The following is a 24,979-nucleotide window of genomic DNA, read 5'->3' as shown; positions in this document are numbered from 1 at the left end:
AGACAGAGGGAACACCGTTGAATGGACTTTTTTGCAGTTGATTTGTATTTTCCTACGACTTGCGCGGGGCGTCCTTATTCTCAGGCATCCTGGTGTTATCTCTTGTTTTGTTGAAGGATGGCCTTGTTTTGGAGCTGAGCACCGGCTGACGCAGAAGGATCTCCGCCATAGCTTTTGCATTAAATGGTATAAACGGCCACATGTATGGAGAGTTATACGAACGGTGTGTGGTTAGCAGCACCACCAGCAGTGTCGTCCCGATCATGAAGCCGGGGATGCCATAAGCAGCTACCGCCAGCAGCAGTGCAAGCCGGACAATCCGGTTAGCCAGCCCCAGCTCGTAGCTCGGCGTTGCAAACATCCCGATAGAGGCCACCGCCATATAGAGCACCACTTCATTGACAAAAAGCCCGGTCTGTACGGCGATATCACCGACCAGAATGGCAGCGATCAGCCCCATCGCGGAGCCGAGCGGGGTCGGTGTATGCACCGCAGCCATCCGCAGCAGGTCCACCCCCAGCTCAACGATCAGAAACTGGGCAATAAGCGGGAGATTGGCTGATTTTTGCGGACCGATGAAATCCAGCATGCCGGGCTTCAGCTCCGGATGAAGCACCATCAGCATCCACAGCGGGAGCAGGAACATCGACGCAAAGATCCCGATGAAGCGGACCCAGCGCAGATAGCTCCCCATAAAAGGGGTCTGGCGGTTCTCTTCCGCATGCTGGCAAAGATCAAAAAACGTCGTCGGCAGCACCATGACACTCGGTGAGGTATCGACAAAAACAACGACCCGGCCCTCCAGCAGATGAGAGGCAACAATATCCGGCCGTTCCGAATAACGGACCAGCGGATAGGGGTTCCAACCGCCGCCGACAATAGCCTCCTCCAGCTGCTTGTCTGCCAGGGGAATGCCGTCGAGATTGACGCTTTTCAGCTTGTCGGTAACAGCCTGCACCTGGGTCTTATCCACGATGTCATCAATGTAGGCCAGACAGACATCCGTCCGGGTCCGCCGTCCGATCTGGTGCATCTCCAGCTTCAGCCCCGGGTCGCGGATACGCCTTCTCACCAGGGCCACATTGCTCAGCAGCGTCTCTGTGAAGCCGTCGCGCGCTCCGCGGACCACCCGCTCAATCGACGGTTCATCCGGGCTTCGGGAAGGGTACGAACGGGTATCCATGATGATAGCCTGTGATTCCCCTTCAATGAAGAACGCACTCATGCCGGATAACACTTTGTTGATGCTCTCGCTGAACAGCTCGCCTTTCTCCACCTGAACATGGGGAATATATTCACTCATGAAGCTGGCGACGACATCGGTCGATACATTTTCAGGGGTCAGATAGGTCAGGCGCTTCAGAATTTCATCGATAATCGTATCCTTGGCGAAGCCGCTGATGCAGAGCAGTGCTGCGCGTTTTCCGCCGAAGGACATTTCCCTGAACACAATATCGAAGGATGAGCCCAGCCCAAGCACCTCGGTCAGTGTATTCTTGGCATCCGCAAGTGATTGCGGGATCTTGTCATTGCCTTGCCAATACGTAATCGACTGCTCCAGGGAGTCAGAGCGTTCATTGTCCCTTTTTTGCTGCATGGGGTCCTTGGGCTTGCTTGCAGAATCCGCTCCCTGACCGGCTTTGGCCTTCTTGGGGGCGGACTGCTTAGGTGCGGACTGCTTCGGCTGCTCTGGCTGACCAGTTTCCTGACTGTCCTCCTGATCCTCAGACTCTTCATCATCTCCAAATAATCTGGCAAAAAAGCCTTTATGGCTCTTATCCGGCGACTGCGCCCCCAGTTCGTCCGAGGTTTCCATGTCCTGTGACTTGTCTCTGCCGTCCTCACGGGCTCCATCTTCCAGGCCGGAATCCGCACCTGAATGTTCCGTCACTGAATGTTCCGTCCCTGCCTGCGCAGCTTCTGACTGCTCGGTTGTACCGGCTCCTTCAGCATCCGCTGATTCCGGGCCTGCAAAACCGGCGGAGGCAGAATCTCCGGCAAAATGCGCGTCCTGCTGCGAATGGTCATTTGTTTGGTCAGTTGCCTGGTCTCCCTTCCCGGATTCCGCAGACGCTTCCTCCGGCTGACCGGACTTACCCAGTTCATCCGCAGCTTCCATCTCCTGATTCGGTCCATCCGTATTGCCGGAGCCGTCCCCGGCCTGCTCCTCCGGCCCGGCATCGTCGCCGAACAGACTGCTGAAGAACCCTTTGATCCCTCCGCCGGACGATTCCTGATCGTCTCCGTTCCCGGATGCGGGATCGTCCTCGGTGCGGAACTCCTCCTCTGTAGCCGGAGCACTCTGAGCGCCGTCAGCCACACTTTCTCCAGACGCAGCATCTTTCCCGCTAACAGCCCCAGTGTCTCCAGGTGCAACATTCTTATCACCGCTTGCTTCATTGTCCCCAGACGCAGCACTCTGACCGCCGTCATCCTCACCTTCTCCAGCTGCTGCGTTCTTACCGCCGCTATCCTCCCCGCCGGTATTGGACGGAGCATCCAGGCCCGAAGGGCTCTCCTGCCCGCCCTCAATCGGGCGTGTCACCGCGCCCAGCTCCGCTGACGCCTCCAGCTCCTGCCCCTTGCTACTCTGGGACGCAGGCGCTTGCTCTTCCTGCTCTGGCGACTGCTGCCCCGTCACCGCGCCCAGCTCCTGACCCTTGCTACTCTGGGACGCTGCCGGTTGCTCTGCTTGCTCCGGTGACTTCTGCTCCGTGCTCTGCTCCGCAGAACGGTCTTTCTTTTTATCCGTCTCTACCGGATCACCGCTGTGAATATATCTCACTCCCTAGCCCCCTTTACTGTTGATAGACAAACCAGTCGAACAACGAGCCCGCCACCTTGCCGCATACCATCGCCATTAAGAGACCAAGCAGCAGATGGGTCATATGCAGACGTTTGGCCAGGATCGGCAGGACATTGAGCACCTCAGTCAGTGCCGCGGCCAGCATGCCGATGAATATGCCGTTGAACAGGCCGACCCCCAGCTCAATTAGCGGACCGGCCGCCATTTTCCAGTTCCAGAAGTCACTCACCGTCCCCAGCAGGGAACCGCCGACCATCGCTCCCTCATACCAGTGAACCTTGTCATAGGAGGAGGTGAGCTGTGCCAGCCGGGGAATGATATCCAGCACTACGAATAGCGCAATCACCCCTCCGCCCACTGCGATTCCCCCGGCAATCCCGAGCAGCAGATGAAGTCCAAGCGACAGCGGTGCCGTCATGCGCCCCCCTCCCGGCTGCCGGGTGCCTCGTCACTGCGGCGTTTCATTTTGCGGTACTCCTCGTTGATTACATATTGATCGATATTCTTCTGATACAGGAACATTTCCACCTCAAGGGGAGTCGGCTCCTCATTCCATTTCTTTTTGAACAAATGATTGAAAAAAATGACCATCCCAAGCCCGATGCCCAGCGAATAGGCAATCTGAAACAGATAAGGATGCTCGTCCCTGCGGCCGGTCAGCATCTCCACAATCCGGATCTGTACCTCCAGCATGCTGACATCGGCATGGAAATTCATAATCGTCAGCGCCGAGCCGAAGAACAGCAGCAGCCAGACCAGCACGAACAGGGCTATAGAAGGTTTAGCAGCCGTAGAGGGACCTTCAATCTGTACAATGGTGCGGCCTTCGCCAATCGGTTGGATCTCCGCATCAGGGTACACTTCCTGAATCCGGGGAATGACGGTCAGCAGATCAACCAGAATCAGATTGCCGTCACTCTCCTTCGGCTGAAGCACAAGCAGTGTATACAGCGGCTCCCGCCACTCTTGATCAGTGATCAGATAAGCGACATCGCGCAGCAGCACCCCCTTGCCCTTGGGCACCGTCACCCGGTTCTTAAGCTGGATATAGACGGCTGGAGCCGGGGAATCAGTGTTCATCTGCGGGGCCTCCTTAAGCTCAGGTGTGAAGCTGTCCTACGGCAAGAATAAGGGTAGTATGGGAAAAAAGGCTTATTTTTACTCTTCCCCTCTGTAATTCATCGTGATTAAGCAGGACCAGCGAAACTTTTCCTGCCTCAGGGCCGTCTATAGTTACAGTTATTTACACAGAAGGGATGGAAGTTCATATGAGAAAAGCACTGCACCACTCCTTACGGATGGTTCTCTCTGCATCAATGCTTCTGGCATTCGCAGCACCGCTCACAGCACATGCAGCCGAGAAGATCGAGGTATACGATTCCTATACCAGCAAAAGCTCCAACGTACAGCTATATTCTGTGAGCCAATTGGACGGGAACCAGTTCATCAATGCCGTCATTGCCCGGCAGCCGGACGGAACGTATGCCAAATGGCCGGAGGCCTTTCAACATTTCTGGAAGTATGACAGCGGGAACTTACAGTTGACGGGGATGGATGATCCGGAGCAAGCCTATGTATACGATACGCAGAGCCAGTCCATTGTACGCAAAAGTGAATACTCCTTCTCCCCTGACGGCCGCTGGGGTGTTCTTGAGCGTTCCCGTTATGAACGGCAGCCGGAGGGCTATGTCGCCAAATTTGGTGATCAGTATCTGAGAAACTCGGCGACCGGCAAGGTCTCCGTCTATTATTCTACTCAGTGGTACTACAGTGCACGGTGGATCAACCAGCATACGCTGCTTGAGAGCGGATATAATGAGACTGCCAAACAGAATGTGATCAGTACGTACGATCCGTCCACCGGGAAGCGGCAGGAGCTGCTGAAAGGGACCTTGAACAACTTGAACCTGTCGAAGGGACTGCTGCAATATGTCAAAAACGAGCCTAAGCGCCTCCCATGGATCTATAATCTGAAGGACGGATCGTCACGGCTGGTCAAGGACACCCGCGAGCTTGAAGCCTTGTTCCCTGCTCCTCCTTCCTCCAGACCCGAAGTTGCTTTTCCTAAAGATATGCTGCTGAAAGACTTGCCTGTCACGGACATGCCGATCACCTTAGCCTATGAACACAACCTGAATCTGGACGGAAAAAGTGTCGATGTATCCACCGTATTCACTAAGGGCGGACAAGAGTGGATACCGGTGAAGCCGCTTGCTGCGGCACTCGGCTGGAAGGTCGAAGTCATGAACCTTAGCGCAACCGGCGACCCTTCTGCGGCTTATATCTATAAAATCACAAACGGCAGCAATCACACGGTTCTTACACCTGTTAACAGCTTCAATTCGGCAAGCCGGCTGTATATCGCACCAGCGCAGCTTAAGGAGCTTGGGTACAAGAGCATCAAGATCACTCCATATCTGAAATAAAATCACTCCAGCGGCGGCACTCTTGCCTTGCGTCTGCAATACAACAAAGAGGATGTTCCCGGACGGCGCGGCCGTGTAGGAACATCCTCTTTGACTATGATGCGCTGGGTCCTGGGGTATGTCCCCTCAGACTGTAGCGCTATGAAGTTAATTCTGTTTGGCCGGCTGCAGCTGATCCCGCTGCTGACTGGAGATGAAGAAGAGTGCCGTCCAGATCAGCGCGAAGCCGACAATCTGCGGCAGGGTTACAAGCTGCTGATAGACCACCCAGTTAATCAAAATCCCTGTCATCGGGAAGCTGAGTTCGGCCAGTGTCGCTACCGAAGCTTTGGTCGTATTCAGTCCCTTGTAATAGAGCAGCATGCTGAGCAGTCCGGGGAGCAACGCCTGCAGCAGCAGGTTAACGGCAACTGCCGCCGAGCCGCTGACTCCGCCGCTCATCTGCCACGGGGCGCCTTCCATGCTTGTAATTACGAACAGCAGCGGGAGCGCCAGAATGAAGCGCAGTGAGGTTACGGTCTCATATTTCATCGAGCCCAGCAGATAGCGGCCCATAACTGTAGATCCGCCCCACAAAGCTGCAGCACCCAGCGCCATCAGGCTTCCTACACCCATGAAGCTGTTCACATGGCCGAAGGGAATCGTCCAGCCGAAGGTCAGCAGGTACGTTCCGGCCAGGGCAACGATAAGCAGCGGTGCGAAATGGCGCGGCAGGCGTTCTTTTAGAATAACAGCAGCAAGACCAATGGCGAACAAAGGCTGAAGCTTCTGGAGCAGCAGCACGGCATTGAAGTCTCCGCTGGATAGAGCTTTGGTGAACAGAATGGTCGCTACGGCTGAGCCGCCCCACGATACCACTAGCAGCGCTGCGGCCTGACGCAGACGTACACCCTTCAGCTCTGCGCGGTTACGCCACATTACCGGAGCGGCCACCAGGAAGAGCACAACATGCTCAAGCAGTACAATCTGGGAGGAAGTCAGGGATTTCAGCAGGATAATGCGGAACAGCGGGTCAACTCCCCATAAGGCCGCCCCCAGAACCACCAGCCAGAATCCGCTGCGCACCGGTGCGGTACGCACGCCTTGGGATGAAGCAGTTACATTACTCATCTTTCATTCTCCTTGTCGATACAAACCCTCGATAGAGACCAAAAACCCCCGAGTCTCCTGTGAACAGGACAAACATCGGGGGTTGTTATCAATAAAGACATACGGAATAGACCCGCCGCCTTTATCTTATGATCCTCTCCCATCCGGACTTTACCGTCGGCTCTGGATTGTCACCAGATCAGTCGCTTCCTCTTGTGAAAAGAGTAACGAGTCGCGGGCTTAGTTCTCACGAACATCACCGCCGGTCAGGAATTTCACCTTACCCCGAGAATCTTGTATTCTGTTATTATTTTCACAATCTCAGAATACCTCTGATTTTTGATTTCGTCCAGCTTTTTATGAAAATAATCATTATATTTCATTCAATAATCATTCAACCCAACATTACATTCTGTTAATTCAATTTGCGGGCCGCATCCAGGTTCTGGTTCGTTTGGCAGAAACGGCAGTGTGCGCTACACTATAGTATGAACATTGATCATCCCTAATATAGAGATTTTATGGAGGTTATCATGAAAAGAAGTATTCCGACCAATCTGCTGTATTCCATCCTAGCTCTGGCCGGCCTTGCCATCCTCGGCTTCATAGCTTATGTTATCGCCGCTTTTACAGGAGGAATGCTCTTCTATGGTCCGCTGGCCCTCGTGGTCGCTTCAGGGCTGGCTGTATTCTCCGTGCTCAGCATCTTTGGCCTGTTCAGCAGCAAGGTACGGCGGATGCTCCTGGCCGCTTTTGCCGGAATCTGTGTGCTGGCAGCCGCAGGCCATGAGATCAGACAAGCGTATGTGAACAGCCTGGCAGAAGTCAGAGAACCAGAGGTGAACCTGTACCAATACGCCCCCTTTGAGGCCAATACCAAGGCTGCTTCTCTCGATCATAAGGCATCCTATCAGCTTACGGAGCAAATGCCCCGTCTGGATGGCGCAACGGCACTGTATCCGCTATATTCCGCTTTTGTCCAGGCCGTGTATCCGCAGGATACCTATAACTCCAGCATTGAGCTGACCGGAAATGATCTCGTCCTGTGCACCAGCACTTCCGAGGCTTACAAGCGTCTGATCGCCGGGAATGCTGACATTATATTTGCCGCAGCCCCTTCGCTGGCCCAGACGAAGCAGGCGAAGCTGGCGGGCCGGGAGCTGAAGCTCACTCCGATCGGGCGCGAAGCGTTCGTCTTCTTCGTCAACAAGCGCAATCCGGTGGACAGCTTAACGGTAGATCAGATTAAGGATATCTATTCCGGCACGGTTACGAACTGGAAGGAGGTCGGCGGCAAGAAGGCGTCCATCCGGGCTTTTCAGCGGGAAGAGAACAGCGGCAGCCAGACCAAGCTGCAAAAAATCATGGAGGACCGCCAGCTGATGGCTCCCCCCAAGGAGAATGTGGCAGACGTCATGAGCGGCATTATCAGCCTGACCGCCAGCTACCGCAACTTCAATAACGCACTTGGATTCAGCTTCCTGTTCTACGCCTCACAGATGAATGCCAGCGATGAGATCAAGCTGCTGGCCATCGATCAGGTACCGCCTTCCAAGGAGACCATCCGCAGCGGCGATTACCCGCTCGCCGTCGAATTCTACGCCGTAACGGCCGGCAGCACCAACCCGAACATCGATCCGTTCCTGGACTGGATTCTGTCCGCCGAGGGCCAGGAGCTGGTTGAGAAGACCGGCTACACGCCGGTGAAATAAGCAGAACACCAGCATCCTAGCGGGGTAAGGGGATGCTGGTGCCTCATCGCTTTCTGATGGCATAATATACAGCCCGCACACCACCGCGTCCGTCCATTGTAATCGGTTTTTCGATTACATTCCCCCAACACACCCCGCGCCTGCCCATTGTAATCGGTTTTCCGATTACATTTGGCCACACACCGCCGCGCCTGCCCATTGTAATCGGTTTTCCGATTACATTTGGCCAACACACCCCGCGCCTGCCCATTGTATTCGCTTTTTCGCGTACATTCTAAAGTGTTCTCCCACTCATTCTGGCGCTCAGCCCAACTCTGGCCAATCTGAGAGTTTTATCTCTCACCGAACGCTTGTATAGAGCAGCATAGTTGCACTTTTTGCAGGATTTCTCTATGACTGTTACTGGCTGAGGGCTCATTGTTGCATCATTTGCAGGAATTATAGTGTATAGAGTAAGTCAGCGCTGGATTTGTTGCAATTCGTGCAAGATTTCAACATAAACCGTTCCTATCGAACAGGATTGCTGCAATTCGTGCAGGATTTCTCAATTAATGTTACTGGCTGTGGAGCAATGGACCCTTCCCTTATCGCAGCACCCATTGTATTCGCTTTTCCGCATACATTCGCCCGCATATCTCCGCACTTGCTCAATGCATTCGCTTTTACGCATACATTCGCCCGCATACAGGCAGCAGCCCTCCCGGGGGTCTTCCTCCGGCGAGGGCTGCTGCCTGTAAACTTATCCCAAGTAATGCTCAAAAATCCGTCTGCGCTTCTCCCCGTCCGGGTCATTCACCACAAGCGAGGATTGGTCAAATATCATCGTTGCCCGCGTCTTCGGCGTGTACTGCGGCCAATCCAGTCCCGGCGCTGCCGGATCTCCACTATGGGCGAAGGCAGTCCAGGCGGTCTGCATCGCCTCGGCCACTGCCTCCATCTCCGGCGTCACGCTCAGGCCGTACTGCTTGAGCAGCGGGAGGTTGTTGAAGACATACAGAATCTCCGCGCCGTGAATGGCCTTCTCCAGCAGCGGATGCCCAGCCACCGTCCAGTCAAAGCGGTACATCCAGACGGGGGCATGCCCTTGCTGCTTCTCCGCGAACGAAATCGAGCTGGCCCAGAAGAAGAGGTCAGTCAGCACCTCCGCCTGTCCTTCCCAGGTCTGGCTGTAATCGGAGGTCAGCTCGGAGAGGTCGTCCACTCCCATCAATTGCTCCAGCGCTTTGAGTGATTGCTCGAAGTTATCCGCCTTCTGCCCCTCGCGGAAGAACAGATTGCCTTCATGCAGATTCGTTCCGATCAGCACGGGAATGCCGCTGGCAGCTCCCGCTGCGATGGCCTGTACCGGCTCAACCGGCAAGGTGCCCGGCTCAACAACCGGCTGGAAAAACATATTCATCGAGTCTCCGGACAGCTTGTACGCCATCCGGCCTGCGGCTTCCATGATCTCTCCGGCCGTCAGCGTATGCAGAAGCTGCGTATCGCCGCCGGGCTGAAGGCCCAGCTCTGCCAGGAAAGCGGCGGCAATCTGCCCGCCCAGCTCCCCATTCAGCGTCTGCGCCGCGCCGCTCTCCATAATAGCCCTGGCGAACAGTCCCTTCGCCGCAGGCATCGCCAGCAGCGCGGCAATACTCATGCTCCCTGCCGACTCCCCGAAGACCGTGACTCGCGCCGGATCACCGCCGAAGGCAGCGATATTTTGCTGCACCCATTCCAGGGCAGCAATCTGATCCAGGAGACCCAGATTGCTGCCCAGTCCTCCGCCCAGCGGAGACAGATGCAGGAACCCGAGCGGACCCAGCCGGTAATTCACGGTAACCACCACGACCTTCCCGGAGACGGCCAGATTGCTGCCTTCGAACATCGGCTGGCTGCCTGCGCCGGTAACGAAGGTGCCGCCGTGAATCCACACCATCACCGGCAGCGCTTCGCTCTCCTCCGCCACCGCCGGGGACCAGACATTCAGATATAGACAATCTTCATCATAGATAGGGGTGGTGCCGCCGAACCGCGTCCCGCTGGTGCTGACCGGCTGCAGGCTGACCGGTCCGAACTTGACGGCCTCCCGCACGCCGCTCCAGGACTCCGGCGGCTGCGGTGCCCGGAAGCGCAGCTCTCCAAGCGGCGGGGCAGCGAACGGGATGCCGCGCCACACGTTCACGCCGTTTCCCGCTTCTCCCTTCAGTTGCCCATAAGCTGTATTCACCAGTTGTCCTTTCATTGCACTCATTCCTTTTCGCTTTATTCCTCAGTCTTTTCTTCGATGACTCTGTAGAGCCCGGAGCGGAAGCGGAACCACTGGAAGATATGGGTCATTACCACCTTAAGCACGGCGTAGCCCGGCACCGCAAGTATGATACCGAGTACACCGAACATTTTCCCGGCAAAAATAATCACAAAAATAATCGTAATCGGGTGGATCTTCAGCGATTTCCCCATAATTTGCGGCGAGATGAACTTCCCTTCAATCAGCTGGACGGCGGTCCAGACAATGACCATCTTCAGCAGCATAAACGGTGAGGTCACCATCGCTACAATCAGCGCAGGGGTAATTGCAATGGCCGGCCCCAGATAAGGAACTACAGCCGTACAAGCGGCAACGATCGCCAGAACCAGCGAATACTCCAGCCCGATAATCAGATACCCGATATAGAGCAGTGCTCCGATGCAGCAGCTGACAATAATCTGGCCGCGGATATACGATGCGATCTGATTGTTCATTTCCTGCATCACCATCCGGGACTGCGGCCGCAGCGCGGTAGGGATGAGTCTCATGAGATAGTCGGGCAATCTTTTGCCGTCGCGCAGGAGATAGAAAAGAATGAACGGTGTAGTCACTACAGCCAATACAATTTCGGTCAGTGTTCCCACGAAGCTGCCCACGCCGCTGACGGCATTATTCAGGAAAGTGGAAGCCCAGGTCGTCACCTTGCTGGTGATATCACTAAGGTCCGTGCCCACGCTCGACTGGATCTTATTGAACAATTCACTGCCCGTAAGCTGGAGGAATTCCTCCTGGATCTGCTCACTGTAGACGGGGAAGTTGTCAATCAGGCCCATGAGCTGGGTGCGGATGATCGGGATGACCATAAGCAGCACCAGAGTAATAATCCCCATAATAATCAGATACAGAATGACAATGCCATAGGCCCGCTTCACCCGGCTTCTCTTCTCCAGACGGTCCACCAGCGGATTCAGCAGATAATAGGCGATTCCTGAGAGCAGCAGCGGCGCTGCCACCGTATGCAGAAGCACAGACAGCGGCTTGAACACAAACGGAATCTTTGAGAATACGAGTATCGTTAAGCCCACCAGCAACGCAATCAGCAGACCTACCACAAACTTGTTGTTCAGAAAAAACTTCTTGAATTTATCCGGCCATACCTGCCGTCTATCCATATCCTGCCGCCCCCTAGCTGCAACTCTTACCTGTTAAGTGTGATTATTTGCACTATGTATAAGCATAGTAACCCTGTAGCTGCAAGTCAAATCAGGGTTGATCACCGCAAATAACAGCCATTGTTAATGTCAAAGGTGGCTCCGGTATAAGCTCTGGCTCTGCTGCTCAGCATAAAAATCACCGTATCGGCAACATCCTCCGCCAGCAGCGGTTCAGGATTTAACTGGTGCTCCCGGTATTCCTGCTGTCTCCAGGCGGGGATATGTCCCATCATCGGGGTGTCCGCCATCGTCGGGGCCACTGCATTTACGCGGATCAACGGGGCAAAATTCATTGCGCAGCTCTTGGTCAAGCCAAGAATAGCAGCCTTCGTTAGACCGTACACTGCATCGGAGCTGCCTTCCTGGCCGGAGACCGATGACATGTTAACGATGACGCCCTTCTGCTTCTGCTCCAGCAGCATCCGTCCGAAGGCCTGGGAGAAATAGACATACCCTTTGATGTTGATATCCATCACCCGGCTGATCTCCTCAGGCGTATACTTCAGCAGGCTGCGGCCCAGATAGATCCCTGCATTGTTAACCAGCCCGCTCACATCGGCATGCTCTTGCTGAAGGGCTGAGAAGAAGTGCTCCACCTCGCTGTAATCGGCTACATTCAGGCGGTAAGTATAGAGCTTATCCGAAGCAGCTTCGCGCTTCAGCTCCTCCAGACGCGGACCATCCAGGTCACAGCCAATGACCTCAGCTCCCGCCTCCAGACTATGTCTGACAATGGCCTTACCAATACCTGAAGCCGCACCGGTCACTATTAGTTTCATTCCTTGCAGCATTCTTAGACGTTCCTCCTTGTATTAGGCTTAATAATTACGGACTTACTGAAAGCGCAAATCAACAATACTTCCGGTCCGCTTGAAGCCCACCGACTGATAAACCTTGTTAGAATCAGGGTTCGCCGCATCGGCGTAGAGCATTGGCGTCACACCCTTGCTGAGCAGTTCGTCACATAGGGCAGCTACAGCCGCACTCGCATACCCATACTTGCGGAACTCACGCGGAGTGTAGACCTCATTGATTCGTGCATGTCTGGCAGACTGATGGGCCAGATTAACCATGGACACCGGCTGGTCCTTGTCGATCCACAGACGGAGCTTGCCAGACTCCATGACCGTCCCGGCATAGTCCAGATGATCCTCCGGCGCACTCTCCGTTCCGAAGCATTCCTGCACGAACCCAGCTAAATACCTGGCGATGAGCGGAATATCGCCTGGCTCCGCCTGCTGCAGCTTGCCGCTGACACCATGCGGCAGCTGCACCTGCGGGCAGTGATAGGCCTCCATCATCATCCGTACGTGGTGAGACTTGCCGATAAGCTTGCTGTACGCATCAGCGAACAGCCTCCCCGTCCCCGGCGTTCCGGTAACCCCCGGCAACTCGCGGTCCGCCAGCATTTCCGTCAGCTCCCGGACAAGGGAACGGCGCCTCTCTTCTTCCAGCTCCGGCGATAACCACAACCACGAGTTACGCCCTGGGGCATGGGCGAAAATCAGGTCATTCTCCTCCGTCTTCAGCCGCATGGACTCCTGATTCCCCGCGATCAGATGAATCAGGTTATATTCTACCTCCTCCTGCATGAACAGCCTGCTGTGCAGCACATCATCCTCCGGCCCAAAGCCTACAAACATTCCGCTTCCCCCTCTTAGACTTTTCTATCTATTGTAAAGCCCCCATTGGAAAAAATAAACAACCCGCAGCCGGAATTATTCCGTCAACGGGCTGTACTACGGCTCTTATGTTATTTCTTCTTCTTCCCTTTGGCACCCTTCGGGATCGCGGCCTTGAGGCCATCTTCGTAAGTGTAGAGCAAATTCTCTTCGAGCTTTTCTCCCTTCAGCACCTTGCGCACCAGACTTTTGGCCGTCTTAGGGGTAACATCCCTGTACCATACGCCTTCCGGGTAAGAGATCACGACACAGGCATCCGAGCATCTTCCGTTGCAGCGGGTTACTGTTGTATGTATCAGCGCGTCTGCCCCTTGCTTCGTAATCTCATCCTCGATCGCTTCCGCTACCTCTTCGCCCTTGTGCTTCTTGCAGTCACTTCCGTTACAGATCAGCAGATGGCTGACCGTTCCTTGCAGATTCCAGGTTGTCATGGCAGTTCCGCCCCCTTCAATACAACAATACCCAGCTTGTCTATAACCCTAAACTACCTTCCTTTTCGGGGATCGTCAATAGAAGGAAAGACTGTTATACTAACATTGAGAATGATTATCATCTAAGAAAAGAGTGACTTGAAACATGCAGACGCGAAATACCGGCAGTTCATGGCCTAATCCTCACAGCTTTTATATTCCGGTACGTGTAATGGCACTGGATCAAGCCTCCTTTAACGGGGACAATCCCACTCAGCCCTTCACCTCATTCCTGGTGGTGATCACCAGAGGAAGCGAAGTCATCGAGCTGGATGGCGAACGCATCCGTCTATCCGGCGGTCATATTCTGTGCAGTGACAGTTCGGTGGATATCAGGCTGCCCCGCAGCCATAAGCTGCAGGGTGTATGGATCGAATATGCGGCGATCTCCGGCAACATCCGGACGTTCAGCCCGCTGAACCATCGTCAGCCGGTCCGAAGCTGTCCGCCCCACGTAAGCACAATGGCTGTGCAGCTTCTTAGCGGCTGGAACCAGCCGGAGCAGCGGAAGCCGTTTGCCTTGCAAGCTCTGTTCACGGAGCTGCTCAGTGAGCTATATGACAGTTCAGCGGAGGACGCAGAGCCGCCCTCTCAGTGGATTGACCGTGTCCTGCAATATATAGAATCCCATTATAATGAAGATTTGACGAGAGAACAGGCTGCCGGGCTTGCCGGAATCACCCCGGAGCATTTCTCCCGGAGCTTCCGCAAGTTCACCGGACAGACCTTCAACCAATACATAACGCTGCTGCGCATCCGCAAGGCCCAGCAGCGTATCCTTACAGGAGCCCCGAATCTGAGTACGCTGGCGCTTGAGATCGGGTATAGCGAAGGAACTTATTTAAGCCGCAAATTCAAGCAGGTCGTAGGAATTTCGCCATCAGCCTATCACCGTAAGAGCAAATCCGTAGTCTCGCTGAACTTCAATCATACGGCCAGTCTCCATGCGCTCGAAGTCGTTCCCAGGCTGGGAGTCTATTCGGCCTGGATGGAGAGCCTGCAGCCCGTTCCTTCCAGGAAGAAGCTGCTGGATGAAGGAATCAGCTCCTCAGGTCTTTACGAACGTCTATCGTCCGCCCGGCCGGATGTTATTATCAGCTACTCCTTGCCTGACAAGAGCAAGCAGCTCCTGTCCGTCGCACCGGTGATCGAGATTCCCTTCATGCAAATGGACTGGCGGGAGCAATTCCGGCTGATTGCCGAGGTGACCGGGCGTCAGCCGCAGGCAGAGGCCTGGCTAAGCCTCTATGACTGGCATTGTTATCAAGCTAATCAGTTGCTTGACCGGCGGATCGGTGACCGGGGAACCGCCCTAGTCCTGGAGCTTGGCGCAGAGGCGGCCTACTGCTTCAGCAGCAGCTACGGCCGCGGGACGCAGATTCTGTATCATGATCTTGGCTTCCGCCCGCCGCTTGGCCTCATTGCAGAGGGACTGCTGGATAAGGGCTACCTGGAGATCGCCTTCCATAACATTGCCCGCTACCCCGCTGACCATATCTTCATTACCTCAAGCAGGGAGGCTGCTGAAGCGCTGGAGCCGCTGCAGAGCTTACTTCACCCTGTACACCAACATCATACCGATGATTCTCCAGGCGGAAGAATCTATTTCCTGAATCAGCCCTGCATGTTCTACGGCTTCGACCCCCTCTCCTCCGAAGCGCAATTGAAGGTCCTGGTGCAGGCGCTGACATCATAAATTTACATAGCCGGACATCACATTCAGCCATAGTCTAATCCGAGCAAACTCTGTAAAGTGTTACCTGAGAATGATAATCGTTCTACATTAAGGAGGCAACCTCTTGAAGATCCCGTATTTACGTTCACGCAACATCCACCTGAAGCATTGGATCATAGTAACTCTGCTTCTGGCATTGACTCTTATGGCCTCAGCTTGTGGAAACAACACCTCTACTACCAGCAGTGGTGCTGCTTCAGCTAATGCCACTGGAACACCCGATTCCACTCCTCAGCCGGAGAAGGCTGCTGCCACCACAGCTCCGGCTTTCCATACTGTGACAACTGTGAATGGAGATATTGAGGTGCCGGCAGCACCGCAGCGGATTGTGGCCGAGGAATATCTGGGCAGCTTGATTGCACTGGATACGATTCCGGTCGGTGCTCCGGGGCTTACACTGGAGAATGTGTACTTCAAGGAATTCCTGACAGGAGTCGCCGATACCGGCACATACGGTAAAATGTCACCGGAGAATATACTCGCGCTGAATCCCGACTTGATTATCTCAGGCAATGCAGACAGCTATGCCGCGCTCAGCCAGATTGCCCCAACGGTCATTGTGCCGTACGGTGATTTGAAGAATGCGCATGATGAGCTGACCTTTTTCGGCGAGCTGCTGGGCAAGGAGCAGGAGGCAGCAGCATGGCTGGCTGATTACGATAAACGGATTGCTGACGCCAAGGCCCGTGTGGATGCAGCCATTCCTGCCGGGGCCACCTTCAGCATTCTCGAGCATGCAGACAAATCCACCTGGGTCTATGGGGACAACTTCGGACGCGGAGGCCAGCCCATCTATCAGGCGCTGGGGCGCAAGCCTCCGGCTGGAGTGGCTGCTGAAATTATGGAGAAGCAGTGGGCTGAATTATCCGCCGAGACCCTGGGCAAGTATGCGGGTGATTATCTGGTCATCACCGACAATACCTGGACTGCTCAAGACTTCCAGGCAGACCCGATCTGGGGCAGCCTGCCGGCGGTCAAGAACGGGAAGATCTATGTATGGAAAGAAGAGCGCTCCTGGTATTATGATCCGATTGCCGTCCTGGCCCAGACGGAGGAGCTGGCCGATTGGCTGACCTCGATACCACAATAATAGAGTAATGATCAAGCTGCCTGAAGCCTTGAATGGCTTCAGGCAGCTTTTGGCGTTTACCCCATTCATTACTCGGAGATAATATCTGTAGCCCGCCTCGCCGGACACGGCAAAACATCCTGCGGTGCATAAGGAGACCCGCCATGAAGATTATCAGTATCTATGTCCTGTTCGCTGTTCTTACGCTTACGTTAATAGTCATCATTGATGTGATGACCGGTATCAGTCTGTCTGCCTCCATTCATTCGCTCGGGACCATCTTTGCCACAACTACACTGCAGGAAGGGATATGTATCACGATCTTCCTGCTCCTCCCCTTCATCCAGGTAGCCGTTCATGCTTCTAAGAAGCGTCAATCCCGCCGGAAACACTCATAATTCCTCTAACGGTACAAGCCGAACCTCCGCCGGACACGATGAATCAGCAGCAGCAGGATGGGAATCACCGCACAGAATACTGGCAGAATCGTCATCAGAAAGGTCTTCCCGTCATTCATATGCTCGGGATAATTCTGCGCGCTGACAAAAGAGCTGAACAGCATAATCACGCCTGCCGGAATAACCAGCCTGCTTGTATCGTTCACCTTGAACAGATCATTTGCTATCGCGACAGCAGCATAACAGTAGACGGTCAGCTTGAAGAATGCCCCGATAATCAGTGTAAGGACGACAAGGGCATCCAGCCGCTGGATGAAATTGGCCAAATTCACAAGCGTAATGGTCGTAAACATGGGAAAGGCGGTCCGGCTGTAGAGATTCTCTCCCAGCACCGCCATCTCAATGGCATGGGTGAAGCTCAGCAGGCAGGCGCTGACAATAATCGCTGCGATACCTGCTTTCTTGATTTTCCGGGATTTGTTGAAGTGGGGCAGAATGGTGGTGAAGCACATCAGCTCGCCGAACGGAAAGATCAGGATGCTGGGATAGGCTGATTTCAAGGCTTGCTTATAATCGCCCATATGAAGCGGAAACAGATTTCTGTACTCCACCAGCCCGGCTGAGATTACAGCGGCAATACAGATGCACCCCATAATGATCACGATCCACAGGACAATTTCGGCGGTTCTGGCGAACACTTCTATCCCTTTTCTCAGAATATACATCACAGCAATAATCATGATGGAATTAATAATCAGAATCGGGGTTTTGTCATAGGAGGCCGAGATCAGCAGATCCCCCGCCTCCCGCAGGTTTCTCGATCCGTTATAGAGAATTACCGGCAGAAACAGCAAACTTACCGGCCAGCCCAGCCATGGCCCTAGAATAGAACGCGTATAACCGCTTATAATCTGGTTCGGGAACTGAAGATAGAGATGTGCGAACACCAGATACAGCAGAATGCCTCCGGGGAGGGCAAACAGAATTGCGAGCCAGACCGCATGTCCGCTCTCCAGGCCAATAGGGACAAGCACGGCGGTTCCCAGCTCAAACAGAATGATCAATGCAAGCAGCTGGCTCGGGCCGATCACTTCTTTTTTCATAACAACAATCACCTGATTTCTGCGGTTAAGCCGATTATTTACCTTCGGGGATATAGGGTTTCAGACTCATGCCAGTGCTGCGGATGTAAGCCTTGATCTTAAGGTCCAGCCTTCCCTTCGCAAAGATTGGGCCCCAGTCCCCGTCCAGTGCCGCCCACTCCTGCGGATTCGTCCGTTTCAGCTCATTGCCGAAATTGAAAATATCACTCTCCAGCTGTTGCCCCTTCTGAAAAGCCTGCATGACGTCGATCCTCGTCTTCTTCTCCAGCCCCCGTTCAAGCTTCATGATTTCTTCCCGTTTGCTAAGATCCACGTAGCTATCCGTTTCATTGATGCCTCCCTCCTCCGCAATTGTCACATGAAAGACCGGAAGCCCGTCCTCCATCGTAGTCTTTACCTCCGTTCTGGAATAGATGATATTGACGGCAACGGACTCTTTTTTATCATCCGCATCAATATTAAGTACTGTTTCTTCTATCTGGTTAAGCAGCCACTCAGTTCCCCGTGCCTCGGAGTCCTTCATCCAATAGATCAGCTTCCCCTGCCTGAAGACCCCAAGCCCGTTCATCACTGTCTCAGTCAGGGTCTCCGACCCCTCCAGATTGCTTTTCTTCTTCCCTTCCTCAGCATTCCCCTTGATTTTCACAGCATTAATTGTCAGATCACCTTCTCCTGTAATAGCGTGAATGACATCGAATACGCTGATTGGCCGATTCTCCCCCCATACGCTGGAGGTATTCTGCGCTTTTTTGACCAGCCCCAGTGCCGGTAGACTCTCTACAGGAGTCAGCAGCTTCATGACAGAGGCGGCATCGCTGCCGCAGGCGACCAGTATTTCTGAATTGAGCCGCAGCTCATGGGACCGCTCGAAGATGTCGAAGATATCGTTAATCCCGTCCCGCGCCAAGGACTCTCCAAGCACAATAAGCTGGGTATGGGCAAAAAAAAGCTGGCGGGTCGCATGCTTTGACGCCCGCCGTAACGCACCGAACATGGTTTTATCGGTGGCAGATACCACTACTACAGCAGGCTTGCCGCTTCCTGGAGAGGTACTTGTCGATGTGGAAGACGGATTGACCAATTGAAAGGTTACCCGGTATTCATCGGTCTCCGGAACGAGATCCATCCCTATGCCGCTGACAACGGCCAGCTCGTTCAATTCCCGGCTGTTCCAGCAGCCGCCAAGCGGCAGGACCAGCACCGCTATAGCGATCAGGCGCAGCAGCCCCTTACCGTTCATCGGATTTCCTCCCGGCGGCCCTTTTCCCTGCGGGAGAGGCTGAAGAGCGCTTGCTGTTGTTGACCAGCCGCTTTCTGAGCCTCGTGAAGCTCTGCGGGGAGCGGATGAAGGTATCCTTCAGATTCCCCGGTACAAAGGGACCGATAGGAGTCATGTAAGGAACCCCGAGCGAACGCAGGCTGCATAGATGAGCAATCAGCATAATAGTGAATATGGCGATGCCATACAGCCCCATAAATGCGGCGATTGCCATGATGATAAACCGCAGCATGCGGATGGAGAGCGCCATGTTGAAGGCCGGTGTAGCAAAGCTCGAGATTCCTGTCAGCGAGACTACGATTACCATCGCCGGCGAGACGATCCCTGCCTGAACTGCTGCTGTCCCGAGCACCAGACCGCCGATGATGGAGACCGTCTGGCCGATGGGCGAAGGCATACGTACCCCTGCTTCCCGGATAATCTCGAAGGTAACCTCCATCAGAACCGCTTCAACAAAGGCAGGAAACGGCACCCCCTCCCGCTGTGACGCCAGATTGATCAGCAGCGGGGTTGGAATCATCTCCTGATGGAAGTTCAGCGCAGCGACGAAGATCGCCGGGCCATACATCGAAATGACCAGGCACACGAACCGGAGCATCCGGATCAGCGAGGAGATATCATACCGCTGGTAGTAATCCTCCACCGTATGAAAAAACATGAAGAAGGTGGTAGGGGCAATAAGGACAAACGGGGTACCGTCCACGAAGATCGCTATCCGTCCATCCAGCAGATTGGCTGCCACACTATCCGGGCGCTCCGTATTGAATATGGTGGGGAACGGGGAATATTTATTGTCCTCTATGATCTGTTCGATATATCCCGACTCCAGAATCATATCAACCTTAATCTCCTGAAGCTTGTCCTTGAACGCCTGAATCGTCTCTTCATCAGCAATGCCGCGGATATACATAATCGTGATATCCGTGTGGGTGACATCACCCAGCTTCATCGTTTCAGTCCAGAGGTCCGGGTTCTTGATGATTTTGCGGACCAGGGCAATATTCGTGCTGATGGTCTCCGTGAAGCTTTCTTTGGAGCCGCGGATGGCGACCTGGGTACCTGCCTCGGTAACAGCTCTGGCCTCTCCGCCGCAGGTGCTTCCACTGACGCCTCCCCCCACTCCGTTCACCAGAATAACCGTATCGCCCGAGAGCAGCGCCTCCAGCAGCCCGTTGATATCTGTAACCAGCTTCTCCTTGCCGATACTAAGGGCATTCTCTTTAATATAGCTGTACACTTCCTCCGGGGTTACCGCAAGCCGCGCACGGTCATTCAGAGCCTGAAAGGACATCACATGCGAGATATAGTCATCGACCATCACTCTGTCTGTTATGCCAGCGATATATACTGCAGCCACACGGGCTGTTCTATTAATTAATTCATAGGTGCGTATAACCAGATCGGGGCTGTTCCCGAGCCTTGCTTGAATGGTACTGATGTTGTCTTCCAGCTTAGGGGAGACCGGCGAATTTATATTCTCCATATCCGCACCTCCTGGCTCTTACTATTCGCCCGATATCCTATTTTTATACAGCATATGGAATGGGAACCAAGTAGAAACGGCTTTGCCGTCCTTTTAAAGGACGGTACCGTTTCAGCGAGAAATAGAAGGATAATTTAGCATGTGCAACATATAAATTCTTATATTTAAGCAGAAACAAGCTGTCCCGGTACGGAATAATCCGTGTAAGGGACAGCTTGTGCAGATATAGCTTATGACATAACGCAGGTACACTTGCTGGCATCACTGAAGTAGGAATGCTAGTGGTTATCTACTACGCCAAGCGCCTTGTTCTTCTCCTTGAACCGGTCATTATGGGAGGAGACGTAGGCTACCTTCTCAGCGGTAGGGTCCATGTACAGCTTCGCACTGTTCAGGGCAAGCACTGCGTCGGTGAATGTTCCGGCGATGAGCCTCACCTTGCTCTCATAATCCACGAAGTCCCCGGCAGCGAAAATACCCGGGAGATTGGTCTCCAGCTTCCCGCTGACGTTCGCACACCATTCTCCCATATCCAGCCCCCAGTCCTTCAGCGGACCGAAGTCGCTTCTCAGCCCGTGGTTGACAATGACGGCATCGACCTCAAGCTGCTCATGCTCTCCGGTCTGAATATGGCAGACGGTCACCTGATCGATCTGCTCTCCGTCACTGCTGTGCAGCTGGCTTACCGCACAAGGCACTCGCACATCCACCGAGGAGGCCTTCATCCGGGCAATATTCTTCTCATGCCCGCCGAACTGCTCCCGGCGGTGTACCACGGTTACACTGGCGGCAATCCCCTCCAGCTCATTCGCCCAGTCTACTGCCGAATCGCCGCCGCCCGAGATCAGCACCCGCTTGCCGCGGAAGGGCTCCAGCTCCTGTACCGTGTAGTGCAGGTTCGTAACCTCATAGCGGTCCGCTCCTTCAATCTCAAGCTTCGCCATCTGCAGAATACCGTATCCGATGGTGAGAATAACGGTACGGGTCCAGTGCTGCTCGCCTGTGGCTGAGGTCAGAATATACGTTCCGTCCTCTTGGCGGGCCTGGTGAACAATCTGCTGTCCGAATACAAGGGTAGGATCGAAGGTGCGTGCCTGCTCTGCCAGCTGGTCAATTAACTGGCGGCAGAGAATAGGTGTCACTCCTCCGACATCCCAGATCATTTTCTCAGGATAAATCAGCATTCTGCCGCCCAGCTCATCTTTCGCTTCAATCAGCTTGGTCTTCAGATCCCTCATTCCGCTATAGAACGCTGTATACATGCCTGCGGGGCCGCCGCCAATAATGGTCACATCGTATAATTCCATTGATTCATTCATTGATATCCCTCCAAGGTCTGGTTGTATTTAAGATTTGGTACGGGCCAGAAGATACAGAAAGTATGGAGCGCCGATGACAGCTACCACTATGCCGGTAGGAATCTCGGACGGCTGCAGAATCCGCCGCCCGATCGTATCCGCCGCAATGACAAGCAGCGCGCCGATCAGCGCGGAGGCGGGCAGCATCAGCTGATGCTTCGGTCCAACCAGCCGCCGTGCCAGATGCGGGCCGACCAGCCCGACGAAACCGATGCCGCCGCTGACCGCTACGCTGGAGGCCGCAAGGCCCACCGCTGCTGCCAGCAGGCGGAACTGCTCTCTGCTCACATTAGCTCCGAGTCCTGTCGCTGTCTGCTCGCCCAGATTAAGTACATTCATCACCCGTGCCTTGTAGATGACATAAGGCAGGAGAATCACGATCCAAGGCAGCAGGGACAAGACAAACTTCCAGCTTGTGCCCCAGATGCTGCCCGCCAGCCAGGTAGCCACGAACTGATACTTATCAGGGTCTAGGCGAAGCGTCAGCACGATCATCGCCGCGCTCATGCCTGCCGCCACTGCGACCCCGGTAAGCAGCAGCCGGATCGGGGAAATGCCCTGATGCCGCTTGTAGGCAAGACTGTAGATCAGAGCGGCAGTGCAGGCTGCCCCGGCAAAGGCTACCACAGGCAACAGATAGACCGGTGCCGCCGAGGTCGTAGGATAGAAGGAGATCAGCAGCATGACCATCAGTCCGGCTCCGGCATTAATGCCGAGAATACCCGGATCGGCCAGATCATTGCGGAAAACCCCCTGCATCACTGCGCCGGATACGGCAAGTGCGGTACCAATTAACAGAGAAATGACAATCCGCGGCAGGCGGAACTGGAACAGAATCAGCTCCTGCTTGTCCGTCCCCTTACCGAACAACGTATCCAGCAGCTCAAGCGGGGTAAGTCTTATGTATCCTGTATTTACACTTATAATGAACATGATCACAATCAGAACAGCCAGCACGGCGATCACCCTCAGGCCATGCTTACGCCTTGCATCTTCTGAAGAGATTATCTTATGGCTCTGCATCTTTACAGCTCCCTTCTTTCTTTTCGGGCCAGATACAGGAAGAACGGCACGCCAATCAGCGCTATAATCGCACCTACCGGCGTTTCATGCGGCGGATTGATCATCCGGGCCGTCAGATCGCCCCCGACCACCAGCAGCGCACCCAGCACCGCAGAGCAGGGAATAATCCAGCGGTAATCCACACCGACCAGATAGCGGGTCAGATGGGGAATGATCAGGCCGACAAACCCTACAGCTCCCACTACAGCTACCGAGGCTCCGGCCAGAATCAGAACAATTAGCGTACCCGCTAATTTCACCAGCCCTGTACGCTGTCCAAGCCCCTTGGCAATATCCTCACCCAGGCTGAGCATCGTAATCGAACGGGACAGCACAATGGCTCCGAGGATAGCCGCTATCACCCATGGAGACATGATCTGCAGCTGGAACCACTTCGTTCCGGCCAGACCGCCGGCATACCAGAAGGCGAGATCTTGTCCGATCCGGAAATACAGGGCGATGCCTTCACTTAGCGCTGAGAGCAGCGCACTGAGGGCAGCACCTGCCAATACAAGCCTGGCCGGGGTTAGCCCGCCCTTCGCCAGTGAGCCTACTCCATAGACAATTCCCGCTCCCGCTCCGGCGCCAACGAAGGAATAGAGAATAAGATACATGAACGGCAATCCCGGAAAAAAGGCAAAGCAGACCGCCAGCGCAAAGCCTGCGCCGGAGTTAATGCCCATCAGTCCCGAATCCGCCAGCGGATTGCGGGTCATCCCTTGCATAATAGCCCCTGCCACAGCGAGGCTGGCTCCCACCATTACACCGCCCAGCACACGCGGCAGTCTAAGCTCGCGGATGATCTGATGGTCGGTAATCTCGGGATTGAAATGAAAGACTGCGGTCCATACGACCGACAGCTTAATATCTGCGGCCCCGAACGATACGGATATAGCGATACCAAGCGCCAGCACAATAAGACCGCCTATAAGAATTAGTGTTGCCGCCCAAGGACGGGACCGCAGCTTGAGCCGCTTGGCCTTCTCATCCAGCCCGCTCCCGGACACTGCCTGTTGATTCATGAATGTCACCTGTTTCTTTGAAATTGATTCTCATTATCATTATAATATTGTAATGGAACAGGTCAAGGTTTGGCAATGGACAAAAAAATAAAATAAAACAGCCTATCCTCCCGGTTCCATCCTGTTAGAGATGTAGCTGGAGCATAGGCTGTCAGATTAGCTGGTAGTTGAGTTCTATACATTCTGAAGCGTACCGCCGAATATTTTGCGGATGTACCCTTGCAGCTTGCCGATATGCGGCACGAAGAAGCTTTTGTCATAGACGTAATTCGATTGGGTTACCAGCTGTGAATAGAGCAGGAAGAGGATGGCCGCAAGCTCCCGGTCAATCTGCCGCTCATGCTCCATCAGAGCATACGTCTCATCCAGTGCCTCATAGAGCTGAAGCATAGCTGCCTCATTAATGATCTTGCGCCGCAGAGGTACAAGAATATCTGTAGCAATAGCATCAATCCGCAGAATAACAGCTGCCAGTCTCTCGTTCACTCGATTCTCCTCCTGCAGTGGCTGAATGGTAGAGCGCTTGCTTATTACCATCCTATGTCTGCCGGACTCCTGGCATGCCTGGGCTGCGGAATCAGCTACCTCGTGTAATCCTCGTACTCGTCTCTCCTGTTCAGCTTGGAGTACATATATTCATCATTCTTCAGCTTATAGAGCTGGCCCATGGCACCAAAGATCAACAGCAGCACTACAATCAGACCATAGGCATAGCTAAACTGGTTGAAATAGAAGCACAATACAATGGCTGCAAAGGTCATAAGCAGCAGTGCAAGTGCGATCCGGCTCAAAATTCTCTTCATCAGGTTCCTCCGCAGAAATTTTAGCTAAATATATCATAATC

At 54.2% G+C, this 24,979-nt stretch carries 22 protein-coding genes and 1 riboswitch; of the genes, 5 read left to right on the top strand and 17 right to left on the bottom strand.

Annotation, left to right across the window (positions count from 1 at the left end):
* Positions 1 to 52: 52 nt before the first annotated feature.
* The 3 genes from NST04_RS15210 to NST04_RS15200 form a co-directional block, all read right to left on the bottom strand.
* Positions 53 to 1,816, bottom strand: a complete 1,764-nt coding sequence (locus tag NST04_RS15210) for a spore germination protein (RefSeq protein WP_445667920.1) — start codon at positions 1,814 to 1,816, stop codon at positions 53 to 55.
* 982 nt (positions 1,817 to 2,798) lie between these two features.
* Positions 2,799 to 3,224, bottom strand: coding sequence for a stage V sporulation protein AB (locus NST04_RS15205; protein ID WP_339249408.1), 426 nt, complete (start codon positions 3,222 to 3,224; stop codon positions 2,799 to 2,801).
* Positions 3,221 to 3,886, bottom strand: a complete 666-nt coding sequence (locus NST04_RS15200) for a stage V sporulation protein AA (protein WP_341184923.1) — start codon at positions 3,884 to 3,886, stop codon at positions 3,221 to 3,223. The genes NST04_RS15205 and NST04_RS15200 overlap by 4 nt, the downstream gene beginning before the upstream one ends.
* A gap of 188 nt (positions 3,887 to 4,074) precedes the next feature.
* Here NST04_RS15200 and NST04_RS15195 point away from each other — a divergent pair, with 188 nt between their 5' ends.
* A complete protein-coding gene (locus tag NST04_RS15195) occupies positions 4,075 to 5,232 on the top strand; it encodes a hypothetical protein (RefSeq protein WP_341184922.1) in 1,158 nt (385 codons plus the stop codon).
* A 147-nt stretch (positions 5,233 to 5,379) separates the two neighbouring features.
* Here NST04_RS15195 and NST04_RS15190 read toward each other — a convergent pair whose 3' ends face one another.
* Positions 5,380 to 6,342: a DMT family transporter gene (locus tag NST04_RS15190; RefSeq protein WP_341184921.1), complete on the bottom strand. Its 963-nt coding sequence runs from the start codon at positions 6,340 to 6,342 to the stop codon at positions 5,380 to 5,382.
* Positions 6,343 to 6,469: 127 nt separating this feature from the next.
* Positions 6,470 to 6,618, bottom strand: a riboswitch (FMN riboswitch).
* 236 nt (positions 6,619 to 6,854) lie between these two features.
* Between NST04_RS15190 and NST04_RS15185 the strand changes: the two genes are divergently transcribed.
* Positions 6,855 to 8,033 (top strand): PstS family phosphate ABC transporter substrate-binding protein, encoded by a 1,179-nt coding sequence (locus NST04_RS15185; RefSeq protein ID WP_341184920.1) that lies wholly within the window; start codon positions 6,855 to 6,857, stop codon positions 8,031 to 8,033.
* Positions 8,034 to 8,772: 739 nt separating this feature from the next.
* On the opposite strand, the gene NST04_RS15180 is transcribed toward NST04_RS15185, so the two are convergent.
* From NST04_RS15180 to NST04_RS15160, 5 genes are all read right to left on the bottom strand, one after another.
* Complete coding sequence (locus tag NST04_RS15180) at positions 8,773 to 10,254, bottom strand: carboxylesterase/lipase family protein (RefSeq protein ID WP_341185259.1); 1,482 nt, start codon at positions 10,252 to 10,254, stop codon at positions 8,773 to 8,775.
* A gap of 20 nt (positions 10,255 to 10,274) precedes the next feature.
* Positions 10,275 to 11,432, bottom strand: coding sequence for an AI-2E family transporter (locus tag NST04_RS15175; protein WP_341184919.1), 1,158 nt, complete (start codon positions 11,430 to 11,432; stop codon positions 10,275 to 10,277).
* 101 nt (positions 11,433 to 11,533) lie between these two features.
* A complete protein-coding gene (locus NST04_RS15170) occupies positions 11,534 to 12,265 on the bottom strand; it encodes an SDR family NAD(P)-dependent oxidoreductase (protein ID WP_341184918.1) in 732 nt (243 codons plus the stop codon).
* 42 nt (positions 12,266 to 12,307) lie between these two features.
* Positions 12,308 to 13,117, bottom strand: coding sequence for a GNAT family N-acetyltransferase (locus NST04_RS15165; RefSeq protein WP_341184917.1), 810 nt, complete (start codon positions 13,115 to 13,117; stop codon positions 12,308 to 12,310).
* A 110-nt stretch (positions 13,118 to 13,227) separates the two neighbouring features.
* Positions 13,228 to 13,587: a (2Fe-2S) ferredoxin domain-containing protein gene (locus tag NST04_RS15160; protein ID WP_341184916.1), complete on the bottom strand. Its 360-nt coding sequence runs from the start codon at positions 13,585 to 13,587 to the stop codon at positions 13,228 to 13,230.
* A 145-nt stretch (positions 13,588 to 13,732) separates the two neighbouring features.
* Here NST04_RS15160 and NST04_RS15155 point away from each other — a divergent pair, with 145 nt between their 5' ends.
* The 3 genes from NST04_RS15155 to NST04_RS15145 all read left to right on the top strand — a co-directional run bounded on the left by NST04_RS15155 (position 13,733) and on the right by NST04_RS15145 (position 16,828).
* Positions 13,733 to 15,322, top strand: a complete 1,590-nt coding sequence (locus NST04_RS15155) for an AraC family transcriptional regulator (protein WP_341184915.1) — start codon at positions 13,733 to 13,735, stop codon at positions 15,320 to 15,322.
* Between the two features lie 103 nt (positions 15,323 to 15,425).
* The gene (locus NST04_RS15150) at positions 15,426 to 16,451 is read left to right on the top strand and encodes an ABC transporter substrate-binding protein (protein ID WP_341184914.1); all 1,026 of its coding nucleotides are present in this window, start codon (positions 15,426 to 15,428) and stop codon (positions 16,449 to 16,451) included.
* A 143-nt stretch (positions 16,452 to 16,594) separates the two neighbouring features.
* The gene (locus NST04_RS15145) at positions 16,595 to 16,828 is read left to right on the top strand and encodes a hypothetical protein (RefSeq protein WP_341184913.1); all 234 of its coding nucleotides are present in this window, start codon (positions 16,595 to 16,597) and stop codon (positions 16,826 to 16,828) included.
* Positions 16,829 to 16,833: 5 nt separating this feature from the next.
* On the opposite strand, the gene NST04_RS15140 is transcribed toward NST04_RS15145, so the two are convergent.
* The 8 genes from NST04_RS15140 to NST04_RS15105 form a co-directional block, all read right to left on the bottom strand.
* Positions 16,834 to 17,931 (bottom strand): GerAB/ArcD/ProY family transporter, encoded by a 1,098-nt coding sequence (locus tag NST04_RS15140; RefSeq protein ID WP_341184912.1) that lies wholly within the window; start codon positions 17,929 to 17,931, stop codon positions 16,834 to 16,836.
* Positions 17,932 to 17,965: 34 nt separating this feature from the next.
* Positions 17,966 to 19,171 carry a Ger(x)C family spore germination protein gene (locus tag NST04_RS15135; RefSeq protein WP_341184911.1) on the bottom strand — a complete coding sequence of 402 codons (1,206 nt, stop codon included), beginning with the start codon at positions 19,169 to 19,171 and terminating at the stop codon, positions 17,966 to 17,968.
* Positions 19,161 to 20,693, bottom strand: coding sequence for a spore germination protein (locus NST04_RS15130; protein WP_341184910.1), 1,533 nt, complete (start codon positions 20,691 to 20,693; stop codon positions 19,161 to 19,163). The genes NST04_RS15135 and NST04_RS15130 overlap by 11 nt, the downstream gene beginning before the upstream one ends.
* A 278-nt stretch (positions 20,694 to 20,971) precedes the next feature.
* Positions 20,972 to 22,012, bottom strand: coding sequence for an NAD(P)/FAD-dependent oxidoreductase (locus tag NST04_RS15125; RefSeq protein ID WP_341184909.1), 1,041 nt, complete (start codon positions 22,010 to 22,012; stop codon positions 20,972 to 20,974).
* A gap of 27 nt (positions 22,013 to 22,039) precedes the next feature.
* A complete protein-coding gene (locus NST04_RS15120; RefSeq protein WP_341184908.1) occupies positions 22,040 to 23,074 on the bottom strand; it encodes a FecCD family ABC transporter permease in 1,035 nt (344 codons plus the stop codon).
* Positions 23,075 to 23,076: 2 nt separating this feature from the next.
* Positions 23,077 to 24,135 carry a FecCD family ABC transporter permease gene (locus NST04_RS15115; protein ID WP_341184907.1) on the bottom strand — a complete coding sequence of 353 codons (1,059 nt, stop codon included), beginning with the start codon at positions 24,133 to 24,135 and terminating at the stop codon, positions 23,077 to 23,079.
* A 174-nt stretch (positions 24,136 to 24,309) separates the two neighbouring features.
* The gene (locus NST04_RS15110) at positions 24,310 to 24,621 is read right to left on the bottom strand and encodes a hypothetical protein (RefSeq protein WP_341184906.1); all 312 of its coding nucleotides are present in this window, start codon (positions 24,619 to 24,621) and stop codon (positions 24,310 to 24,312) included.
* Positions 24,622 to 24,716: 95 nt separating this feature from the next.
* On the bottom strand, positions 24,717 to 24,938 hold the full coding sequence (locus tag NST04_RS15105) for a hypothetical protein (protein WP_341184905.1): 222 nt from the start codon (positions 24,936 to 24,938) through the stop codon (positions 24,717 to 24,719).
* Positions 24,939 to 24,979: the final 41 nt, after the last annotated feature.

This window comes from Paenibacillus sp. FSL H7-0756 (assembly GCF_038006765.1).
Classification (GTDB): Bacteria; Bacillota; Bacilli; order Paenibacillales; family Paenibacillaceae; genus Paenibacillus_AQ.
Note: the sequence above shows the minus strand (reverse complement) of the source record. Positions and strands in the feature narration are given on the sequence as shown.